This is a genomic window from Methylomonas defluvii (genome assembly GCF_033949435.1).
GTDB classification, from domain to species: Bacteria; Pseudomonadota; Gammaproteobacteria; order Methylococcales; family Methylomonadaceae; genus Methylomonas; species Methylomonas defluvii.
Window position 1 is genome coordinate 266,212 of sequence record NZ_JAXARY010000004.1, and the last position, 10,419, is coordinate 276,630.

9 protein-coding genes are annotated in these 10,419 nt (G+C 47.3%); 5 read left to right on the top strand and 4 right to left on the bottom strand.

Translation table 11 applies throughout. The features are described 5' to 3' along the window. Positions 1 to 39: 39 nt before the first annotated feature. From QLH52_RS24600 to QLH52_RS06730, 4 genes are all read right to left on the bottom strand, one after another. Positions 40 to 543, bottom strand: a complete 504-nt coding sequence (locus QLH52_RS24600) for a FlhC family transcriptional regulator (protein ID WP_140911934.1) — start codon at positions 541 to 543, stop codon at positions 40 to 42. Between the two features lie 6 nt (positions 544 to 549). Next, a complete protein-coding gene (locus QLH52_RS06720) occupies positions 550 to 828 on the bottom strand; it encodes a flagellar transcriptional regulator FlhD (RefSeq protein WP_064023741.1) in 279 nt (92 codons plus the stop codon). 2 nt (positions 829 to 830) lie between these two features. Next, positions 831 to 1,382 (bottom strand): transglycosylase SLT domain-containing protein, encoded by a 552-nt coding sequence (locus QLH52_RS06725; protein ID WP_319961007.1) that lies wholly within the window; start codon positions 1,380 to 1,382, stop codon positions 831 to 833. A gap of 294 nt (positions 1,383 to 1,676) precedes the next feature. Continuing rightward, the gene (locus tag QLH52_RS06730) at positions 1,677 to 2,645 is read right to left on the bottom strand and encodes a ParM/StbA family protein (protein WP_319961008.1); all 969 of its coding nucleotides are present in this window, start codon (positions 2,643 to 2,645) and stop codon (positions 1,677 to 1,679) included. Between the two features lie 147 nt (positions 2,646 to 2,792). On the opposite strand from QLH52_RS06730, the gene mobI reads away from it, so the two are divergent. The 5 genes from mobI to QLH52_RS06755 form a co-directional block, all read left to right on the top strand. Next, positions 2,793 to 3,800 (top strand): conjugative transfer protein MobI(A/C), encoded by a 1,008-nt coding sequence (gene mobI / locus QLH52_RS06735; RefSeq protein ID WP_140911939.1) that lies wholly within the window; start codon positions 2,793 to 2,795, stop codon positions 3,798 to 3,800. A gap of 658 nt (positions 3,801 to 4,458) precedes the next feature. Next, on the top strand, positions 4,459 to 5,499 hold the full coding sequence (locus QLH52_RS06740; protein WP_256611944.1) for a hypothetical protein: 1,041 nt from the start codon (positions 4,459 to 4,461) through the stop codon (positions 5,497 to 5,499). A 687-nt stretch (positions 5,500 to 6,186) separates the two neighbouring features. Beyond that, positions 6,187 to 8,073, top strand: a complete 1,887-nt coding sequence (locus QLH52_RS06745; protein WP_319961009.1) for an Ig-like domain-containing protein — start codon at positions 6,187 to 6,189, stop codon at positions 8,071 to 8,073. Between the two features lie 69 nt (positions 8,074 to 8,142). After that, a complete protein-coding gene (locus QLH52_RS06750) occupies positions 8,143 to 8,718 on the top strand; it encodes a cohesin domain-containing protein (protein ID WP_319961010.1) in 576 nt (191 codons plus the stop codon). A 194-nt stretch (positions 8,719 to 8,912) separates the two neighbouring features. Continuing rightward, positions 8,913 to 10,419, top strand: a 1,507-nt coding sequence (locus tag QLH52_RS06755; protein WP_319961011.1) for a right-handed parallel beta-helix repeat-containing protein, incomplete at its 3' end; no start/stop codon positions are given.

Genomic DNA, 10,419 nt, shown 5'->3' on the forward strand with positions numbered 1-10,419 from the left:
TCGGCAGATAGCGAATTTTTTGACTGTTGAGTTTTAGCATTAGTGCGAAGCGTTACAGTAAGGGCATCGTTTTGCTAAGCGGCTGTCATCACAAGCCAAATATTGTTTTTCGCATTTAGGGCAGGTTTCAAAATAATTTGTCTCACATCGAAAGTCCCTTGTCAATGTCCACGCCTCATTGATCGTTTGAGGATGTATATCGAGTTCCATATATTTTGGTACCAACATTTTAAAAATATCCCAGGATTCGATCACAAGCCGTACGTCCACAGAATTTTGTTGTTTTCCATGCAATTGTGCGTATATATTCATAAATAAGGTTGCGTAGAGTTGATTCTTGCGATTGGACAGGACATAGGCAGATGACGATAGCAACCCAGAGCTTGGTGATTTCAAATGCAATTCTTTGTAAAGTCTTCGCAGCAACAGTTTTGATAATTGTGTATGAATAAACACGATAGACGTCCGAAAACCCGCTCTAATCATTGTGAGAGCTAATTCATGTCTATTGAAAACCGTAATCGCCTTGTCGTTGTGGCTCATAAATAACTATCCATTTCTATTTAGAATTTCTATAAGTGTTTTTGGGTCCGGTTCTTTTGAGTCTAATATTTTTCTAAATTCATCACATTTAATTCGAGGAGAGAACAACAAAAATCCTGATTTAGATAAAGTAATTACTTCGTCAATACTGATGCTGCTTATTAGCTGTGCTGTTTCCTTGTCTAATCCAAGTAAAATTTTCAATTTGCTGGATTGATCATCAAGCATGGACTCTCGAATGAACAATAAAAGCTTTAGATTGAACGCTTCGATTGCCTCCGTCATTGTTAGTCTCCGAAATACTTTCTAAGCCTATTGGCAATTAGCGATATTCTTCTTCCATAGGCGTATGCGCGTGCCAGTCGATCGGGCTCGTTGCCATAACCTGCATGATAACGACCTAATCCGAGAGTTTTATCATGCGGTTCTGAGCGAATGGCTTCGGCAAGTATGTCGGCGCCGACCCGAAGGTTTACTTCTGGATCGAATAGACTTTTTATATCGCTGACACGATAGCCGTTCCATTTAATATTTATCTGCATCAATCCGACATCAATCGATGTAATTCCTTTTTCGAGTTCACAAGCTAAGGCATTTAAAGCATCCCCACGGTTTCGCGGAAAAATAGCCGTTCCCGCTGCGTTGATGGCCAATGGCCATGGTGTTATGGTGTTATTTGAACTGTATTTCGATGACTCCATTAATGATACGGCATACAATTCAAAGGGGTCTAGCCCTTTTTCTGCGGCAATTTTTCCCCAATTCGAGTTTATCAGTGCATTCGAGTAAGCATTAGCTGACAAAGAAACTAGGTACAAGATAAGTAACAATTTCCGCATATGTTTGGCTTACTTATTAAGAAATCACAAAAATATAAAAATGCAATAGCAAAAGTTTTCAATCTTCGGTAGCTAAGCTCGATTTGAGTTTTGATAAGGTTGACTCAGACGCTAAATCACTAGCTGATATATAAGCAACGGCGGACGAGTTTTGTAATCCGAGTTGTGAGATGACAACAGCCATGGTTGCTAGCGTCCGCACTCGTTCCGCCCGATCTCGGGAGTTTATTCTTTCGATATCGGCGTAAAGCTCTGGGTTGGCATTCGGATTGATTGTCACCAATACTTTCACCGTCACCCCCTCCCGAAATAGAAAAAGCCTAACGCGTTGGCAAGTGTTGGCTGCGATGGCGTAAAGATGGGGTTCAAGGGGAAAAATTCTTTAGTTGCGTTCCGGTAAAGGGATGCGCCACCACCGGCCAGTAAGACGATATCAACAGAACCCTTCTCTCGGCGGAGAGATTGTTTCATGGCTTCTAATGCGATCATCGAGATCGATTGTGCAGCCGCGGCCAAATAATCCTGGAGAATAATCTCTTGGCCCAGCAATAGCACATTACTGCTTCCGGATCTCAAAGCATCCTCAATTTTTTCAGGGGTCAATTTGCCTCCATGGTCGTCGCAAATCAATTCACTTGTCTTGTCTAGCAACACTGACATAGCTTCTAAGCTGGTTCCGGACGACGCAGAAACAATTTCACCTTCGTTCAATAGCACCCAATCCACCGAAAAATAACCTGGGTCGATCACTAATACCCGGCCATCGCTTAAACGTCTGTCTTGCGTCGTAAATAGTTGTTCGACGAAGGCGCCGGTTGGCTGCGGAACGACGTGAACCTGTTCTACAGCGACTTGCCGTTTCGGGGTAATTTGGTGAACACCTTTGAGCTGATTGGCCAATGCTTGCCGCGCTGACCTGTCTTGCCATTGTGATACTGGGAGACCTGTAACCAAGACGTCGATAACAGAACGTTCGGATGATAGTAAGGCGGCATAAAACAGCGCTTTGTAAGAGGAGGTGTTTGTATAGTCCTGATGTAGAGCACGGTTCCAATTGCTCAGTTTGCTGACACTTATGCCAGCGCCCCACGCGACGCCGTCGAGCGTGACACGTAAAGTATCGCTCGCCCGATCGATTGCTTGGGGCAAGTGTTCAACGGGTGCAGCCCCGGCGGGAAATAATTTTGTGGTTGGTGGTGCAAGTTGATCACCGAATGCGAGCTTAACGTTCGAATAACCAATATCTAAACCGAGTACAAACATGAATATAGTCCTGATTACGTAATGGAAAGGTCTGGCGACTGATGATAGACGCGCGTCGATCTTACCAAGATCGATCAAAGGAACCCGCTGGCTAAATGCATCTGAAATGCACTTTGCCAACGGGTTTAGATTTTCAAATACGCTAGCATGGCAGTTTTCAACTCAGGCAAGGAAGGTGAGGCCATGGTCGAGACGGGATCCTGTAACTTGACCGGGACGGTTGCATACCATCATTATAAAACTCCGCCCGAAGTATGCGCGTGGATATTCAAGCAGCTTGACCAGTTGCGTGAACAGGCCAGTTTAATCATCGAACAATATACGGACAACTATTCTGGTTTGGTTAGAACAATTGTGGGCGTCGATCGTTATCCATTGGGTATTAAGCTAGAGCCAATGACAAACGATAGATTCGCTGTTACATGGGGTATCGGTAAGTGGGAACAAAACAAATTCGTTCAAACGAGGAAATTCAATCTACAAAGTAATCGATTTCGTATTTATTATATAGATGATTATTTGGTCGAAGCACCCATAGAGTTAAAGAGCTTGGCGAATGAGACGGAAAATAAAATCGAGCGCATCAGAAAGCTGCAGCATTATTTGCTAAAAATTATTGCTCATATTGTTAGATATGAGTCAACCTCTTCTTATGGTAATGATGATATAACCCAGTCGATCTTAAAAGAGAGGGGGCAAGGTTCTGAAAATATATGCATGCCATTGAATCAAAGTGACAGGCAATCATGTAATGAAGTTAATAAATGGATTATCAATCAGAGAGCAATTCTTCATAAAGAGGCAGAATATTACGTGACTTATTATTGGAGCAACAATCGAAAGAGCGTCGCCTTAGAATATCCGTCAATTTCGCTTGGACTTAGGATAAAAAACAATCGCAGCAACTCGATTAGCATAGAGTGGTTTGAGGCCAAATTTGTTGGGAAAAGGGTATTCGAAAAAAAACGGTTCAAAAAGCCGCGAAACATTAATACTTATACAATTTTAGAAAAAATAATTATGTCTGAGCCGGAATGGTTTGCACAACTTGTTCGGGACACAGAAGAAGAATTGGTTCGAATCAGGAAAATGATTTGCATTCTATCCGGCATAAAAGAAACATTATTGAATTACCAAAATATTGACTGCTCGTAAGCGATAGTTGATGGCGTATTTGTGTCGATGGATGCCGTCTTTGCCGAATGTTACTCCCACACCGGTCACCCATCGACTGTCTCCGAAAAGCCCCTACGCGCCTTATTTTTACAGGTACTGTACACAGATCCGCTGTGAAGGCCGGTGAATGTTTTCTTCTCGGATTTTTTGACATCTTCAGCTCCATTGCTTTGTCCTCACGGACGAACAAAAGTGTCAGAATTTTTTACAAAACTAAGATTGTAAACATGGTTCTTTTAAGAAGATATAAATGAAATCATATAAATAGATAATATGGTGCAGATTTTGCTGAAAGCTCCTAGGTGCCACAGCAGCCTAGGAGCTAGTTAGTTCTTGGAAAAAGATTGGCAACCGATGTGTCTATGCTACCCATTTTCCAAGCAGGGTTTAATCACGAAAAACTGTAACGCCAAGTCTGAAATAGTTTAATTTTACGACCTTATATCAATAACTAAACCAATGGATGGGATAAAGAGGAATGAAGCGTAGTTTAAAAATACAAATTTACGCAGTTTCGTTGATATTTAATTTAGTTACAAAATTAGAGTAGTGTTTTTAGTTGCTTTTCCGGATTGCAGGCCAATCGGTTGCTCTGTAATAACTTGCTTTGGTAATGGTTTTTCTCCAACGGACAAATATGCGTTATTCCGCCGCTAAAAGATATTCAGGTTCGATATGCAAAACAGCTCGGCAGAGAAACATCTGTGCTTTTCAAGCGATCATACTGTTTACTTTTTACGGATTGCCCTCGTTTTGTTTTGCTGAAATATATAATATAAGTTTCAGCGATGTAACGCCGCGCGCATTTTCGGTTGTTTGGGTTTCTAGTGAAGCGGTCGATTCGGCAAAGTTGCACGTTTATGCTGACAGCCAAGGGCAATATGAGATAACCAACAATTTGACGATTTCCACCGTAAGCCCTCTAGATGCTTTGCAACGTGGAATTGTAAAAATTGACGTAAAAGGTTTGTTAGCCGATACCGACTATTTTGTGGCTGGTGAAACCTTCAGTAAATCCGGTAATAGCAGTACATTTCCAGAGGCTGATATCTATTCCCAAGTTCACACAACATTGGAAACTACCCGCATCGGTGATGATGGAAAGCCTATCGCCAACGACCTGATAAAGCAGACAGTGTTTGAGCCGGATGGAGTTTCTGCCGCACCTGGCGTTTTGGTATTTTTTTCTATACCAGGCAAGTCAAAATATCCTGTTTCGTCATTTGCCGTTCAGGAGCAAAGTTCTTCTACTGTTTTAGTTGATCTAAATAATCTCTATTCGAAATCCACGCTAAAAAGTCTCAATCTTGTTGGTGGGGAAAGTGTCGAAATCAGTCAACTCGATGGTTTATCTTGCGAGGCTAATACTCAAATTCCACTAAAGGTTCGAAGGTTGGTAAAGCAATTCGATAACCCGCCTCTGGCGAAAATTGAAGCACTGGAGTCGTGTTTCTCACCGGAAGGCAAGGGCAGCGACTTTAATTGCGATGGCAATATCGGATTTGGAGATTTCAATTTGTTTATCGGAAAATTCGGCAGCAGCAAAACTAGCCAATCGCCGAACTGTAGTTTCAATATTGATTTCGATTTAAATAACGACAAGATTGTGGATTTCGGCGATTTCAATTTATTTTTATCGGTATTTGGCAAGGTAGAGAATTCCGCTGCTCAACCTTAGTAGATTGAGGACAAGGCAAAATACATGGCTGATTTAACTCGCAGTGAATACAAAAAACTGCTGGCTCTGATCATAACAACAGGTTTCTCCAGCCTGGTTGTAGCGGACACAGCCGCAGTCAAGTCAGAAATTCTGGTAACGCCCACCACAATAAAGTCGGACGCCAATCGAATAATACGTTTTGCGGTCGGGGTTAACAATGTACCTTCGCCCGGGCTATCCTCATTTGCCCTTGACGTGGCATTTTCTGGACCGATAAATCTTGTTCAAACGCTACAAAATCTTCCGTCATTACCACTTCCTGCCGACAAAATTACGTGCTCTGCGTCTCTGAATGCCGGAGCGCCCAGCGAGACCATCGTCCCCAATGTGCTTACGCAGCTTCAATCCGGCTTGGGCGACTTTTTCCTCGGCGGCAAGGGCGCTGGGACCTTATTGGCGCTAAAAAATGAGTTTGGCGGTAGCAGTGCTCGATATGCCTTCGGTCTGGGAGGGGACTTGTCGACTATCTCGCCAAAGACGGGTGCTGGATCGCTCATAGAGTTTCGTTGCATGGCAGGTACGAACTTTCCCAATAATGGGCAAATCACGGTGACTCCTAAGTTAATTCCCGGTAACGCAGGCGCTCTTTTCCTGTTCGGGCAGGGGAGTCCGATTGATAGTAATCTCGTTGATGGAGTGATCCGTTTGGCGGACATAGGAAGCGCTCCCGTCGCCCACAATGATGAGCTTAACTCTCGCGTTGGCGAAACTTTGAACATAGACGTGGTGGCCAACGATACCGATACCGAAGACGGCATTCCTGCTGGGGAATTGTTGATGAAGTCGTCTCCCGGCAACGGTAGCGTTAGCGTCATTAATCGTCAGATTCGCTATGTACCGAATACAACCTTCAAAGGCCGCGACAGTTTTACCTATGCGGTAAAAGATAGCCAAGGCCTCGAATCCAATACGGCTACGGTACAAGTCCACGTCGGTGCGATAAACAGCCCTCCGCGGGCCACTGACGATCAAGTCAGCACGCAAGAAGATTCGGCGGTGTCAGTGGCACTATTGGCTAACGATGAGGATCCTGATCAAGATGGGTTGGCTCTGGAGTCGATCGGTTCAGTCAGTAACGGTTCGCTCTCGGTCAATGGCGGGACTGTAACCTATACGCCAAAGCCGAATTATCACGGCGTTGACAGCTTCAGTTATACCGTAAACGATGGAAGAGGCGGCGTCAGTTCCGCTACGGTTCAGATCACTGTTGTCTCGGTGAACGATTTGCCTTTAGCCACGCCGGATCAAGCCAGTACCAGTGAGGATCAGCCTGTAACGGTTTCCGTGCTTGGTAACGACTCGGATGTCGACAATGACCTACTGGGCATTACGGCAGTAACTCAAGGCAGCCACGGTAGCGTAGAAATTTCCGGTGGCCAGTTGACTTATCGTCCAGACGGCGATTTCTTTGGTAACGATAGTTTCCAATATACCGTTTCGGATGGACACGGGGGAATGGCTCAAGCCAATGTTTCGGTAACGGTGACGCCGCTCAACGATGCCCCTGTCGCCGTGATCCGGGTACCTAAACACCAAGAAATCAATCAAGCGATCATCGTCGATGGAACGGAGTCGTTTGATGTCGATAAGGATGCCTTGAATTTCCAGTGGACGTTGACACCACCGGCTGGAAGTAAGGCCAAGCTGAATCTGCAGAACACGGTTTCACCATTACTGACGCCAGACCTACCGGGCGATTATCGGCTCAAGCTGGTCGTGACCGATGCCAACGGTACCAGCAACTCCGTTGAATCGTCATTTAACGCGGCAGACCCGTTGCAAGGTAATATCGCCCCCAATGCGCTTATCGCGTCATTGCCGAAACAGGTACCGGTTAACACCTTGCTCGACTTGGATGGATCGCCCAGCTTCGATCCGGATAGCTCACCCAATCCGCAACTGGGATTCGCGTGGAGAATCATAACAACCCCTTCGGGCAGCTCCTCCAAAATAAACTCCAATAATCAGGTTCAAAGTGGTTTGATTCCGGATGTGGAAGGCGAGTACACCTTGGAATTGTCGGTGTCTGACGGTGCCAAACAATCCACCTCGCAAGCAAAGTTCTACGCATCTTCCGCTAACGTCGCTCCCGTCGCCGATGCCGGAAATGACCAAGTCGTTTCCAAAGGTTCGCCGGTACTGGTTCGGGGACTGGATAGCTACGACGCTGACGATGCCGCAAATCGCTTGTCGTTTAATTGGGCATTGGTTAGAGCTCCGACAGGAAGCAATGTAGCTAATGTGCTCCAGGCTATTGCCCACAGTGGCGAGTTGAATCTTACCCCCGATTTGGTGGGCGACTACCTTTTCCGCCTGGATATTGCCGACCCCAACGGCAATGTTGACTTCGATCAAGTGCTACTGAATGTCAGATTGGCTGGCGATCTGGATTTCGACAACGATGTCGATACCAACGATTTAAACCTCTTCAAAAACTCGCCGACCGACATCAATAAGGACGGCGTGATCAACGTACTCGATTACCGCGCCGCAACGTTACTATGCACCAGGCCCAAGTGCGCAACACAGTGAGCCGGCAAGCAGCTTTCCATTTAATTTGATGACTCAGAAAAGACAGGAGATTACATGTCAAGACTTTCGATGATAACCGCGTCCGCAATAGCGCTGGCATTAACAGCTTTCAACGCCTCTGCCGCCAAACTGTCGGTAGACATGGTTCCCGGAGGCGGCGTCGATCAGAATCTTGTCATCACGGATAATCCAACCTTTAGCGTGGACATCCTGATATCGGATATCAGCGATCTGGCCGGCTTTGAATTCAATCTTGATTTTGATGGTGGGCTTATTTCCGCGGATTCCATCACCAGCGGCAATCTTTTCGGCGCCGACACCTGGCCGATAACCAGCCAAATCAATGCGAATTCGATCAGCTTTTCCGAGACCACCTTTGCGGCTGGTTTGGATATTACTTCGCCTGCGATACTGGCAACCATCAATTTTAAGGCGATCGGTCCGGGTTCCAGCAATCTGACGTTGTCGTCTGTGGTTTTGTCGGACTCGCTCGCCGCGAGTATCGCCAGCTTTGATACCCAAAATGGCAATGTTTACCTTGCTCCAGTTCCTCTGCCCCCCACATTCTTGCTCTTTGCAACCGGATGTGCCTGGATAACGGGTAAATCGCGATTACGCACTAAATCGACACCGATCCAGAGCTGATCTTCGATTGGGCTGTGCCGTCCCGTAACATCCCCGATGCCGGCGGCACAGCGTCAGGATCAGATAGCCACGCACGTTAGTACATTTGATTAACCACTAAGCCTTAAGACACAGTCTGGGGCTCATACGCATGCCGGTTTCTCCACCGAAGGAACACTCACATGGTAATGGGAAGAGTTCAGCTCACAGTTTGGATGTTTGTTGCTTTTTTGATGCTATCGATTCAGGCAACACTGGCGGCTGCCGGGAATCCACCTGCCCAGGAAATTCCGGCCCAAACCATTACCGCCAACACCACTTGGCCCAACATTGGCGTTCCTTATCACGTTGCCGGCAACATCACCGTTGCCTCCGGCGCGACTCTGACGGTTGCAGCCGGAACCGAGCTGGCTTTTGCGCCGAGTGCTGCGTTAACGGTCAACGGCAGTTTATCGGTGCAAGGCTCGGCCGAACAAAATGTCGAATTTCGACGCGATGATCCGGCCCAGGCTTGGGGTGGAATCGTCCTCAATGCCGGATCAAGCTCCAATTTTCGCCAAGCCCGGATTCGCGGCGCAGCGACATGTGTCACCGTCAATGGCGGTACTCAGGATATCGCCAACAGTGTGATCAGCGAATGTACCGGCAACGGCGCTTACCTGTCATCGGCAAGCAATGTCATTCTTGCCAATAGCCACATCGTTCAAAATCAAACTGGCTTATATGTCGCTAGTGGCTCTCCCCGCATCGAGAACAACCTGATTGTCGAGAACAGCAGTTACGGCATTTTTTCGAATAGTAACGCAGCACCGAAGATTCGCTACAACACCATTGATTTAAACGGTGACGATGGCGTGTATTTTTCCCAGCCGTCGGCGAGTCTGGTGTTCGAAAACAACATCGTCACCCGCAACAGGATCGGGCTTTATGCGTATTACGGCAGTGACTTTAGCCGAGGCAACAACAACGTCTGGGGCAACGGTACTGATCGACAATCTAGTGGCGCAGCCTACATAACGGCCCCGAAAGCCAGCGAGATTTCCAGCGATCCGCAATACCAAAGTCCTTACCTGGGCGATTGGCGGTTGAACGCCGGCTCGCCCTCCAAGACCGCCTCCAGCGCGGGCGGCGAGATCGGTGCCTACGGCAATGGCGGCAACGTCGCGGTTTACAATCCCGGCTACAGCACCATGCCGACTACCAGTGGCAGCCTGACGCAGAACGAGCGCTGGAGCGGCGACGTGGTGTTGACCGGCGACGTGACTGTGAATTGGCCGTGGCGGCTGGTGATCGAACCCGGCACCAGGATCAAAGTGCCGGCCAACGCCAGCCTGACGGTGAACAGCCTGGCGAGTTTGGTGGGGAGCGCCGAGTCGCCGATCATCTTTGAAGCCGCCAGCGGCGGCGGCCAATGGAGCGGCTTGACGATCGGCAACAGCGCCGCGGCCAGCGTAGTGCGGTATGTGCAGATCACCGGCGCCAACACCTGTTTGAACCTGTCCGGTACCGCCCACGAGATCAACCACAACATCATCAACGGTTGCGGCACGGCGATCATGGTGAATTCGGGCGGCCCGAAGATCGAAAACAACCTGATTGTGGAGAACAGCAGTTACGGCATTTTTTCGAATAGTAACGCAGCACCGAAGATTCGCTACAACACCATTGATTTAAACGGTGACGATGGCGTGTATTTTTCCCAGCCGTCGGCGAGTCTGGTGT

What these genes read in the sequence shown, in the direction of transcription:
- mobI (WP_140911939.1), top strand. Translation starts at nt 2,793, where the DNA reads ATGGCAGTTTTCAACTCAGGCAAGGAAGGTGAGGCCATGGTCGAGACG.
- QLH52_RS06750 (WP_319961010.1), top strand. Translation starts at nt 8,143, where the DNA reads ATGATAACCGCGTCCGCAATAGCGCTGGCATTAACAGCTTTCAACGCC.
- QLH52_RS06740 (WP_256611944.1), top strand. Translation starts at nt 4,459, where the DNA reads ATGCGTTATTCCGCCGCTAAAAGATATTCAGGTTCGATATGCAAAACA.
- QLH52_RS06720 (WP_064023741.1), bottom strand. Translation starts at nt 828, where the DNA reads ATGACGGAGGCAATCGAAGCGTTCAATCTAAAGCTTTTATTGTTCATT.
- QLH52_RS06730 (WP_319961008.1), bottom strand. Translation starts at nt 2,645, where the DNA reads ATGTTTGTACTCGGTTTAGATATTGGTTATTCGAACGTTAAGCTCGCA.
- QLH52_RS06725 (WP_319961007.1), bottom strand. Translation starts at nt 1,382, where the DNA reads ATGCGGAAATTGTTACTTATCTTGTACCTAGTTTCTTTGTCAGCTAAT.
- QLH52_RS24600 (WP_140911934.1), bottom strand. Translation starts at nt 543, where the DNA reads ATGAGCCACAACGACAAGGCGATTACGGTTTTCAATAGACATGAATTA.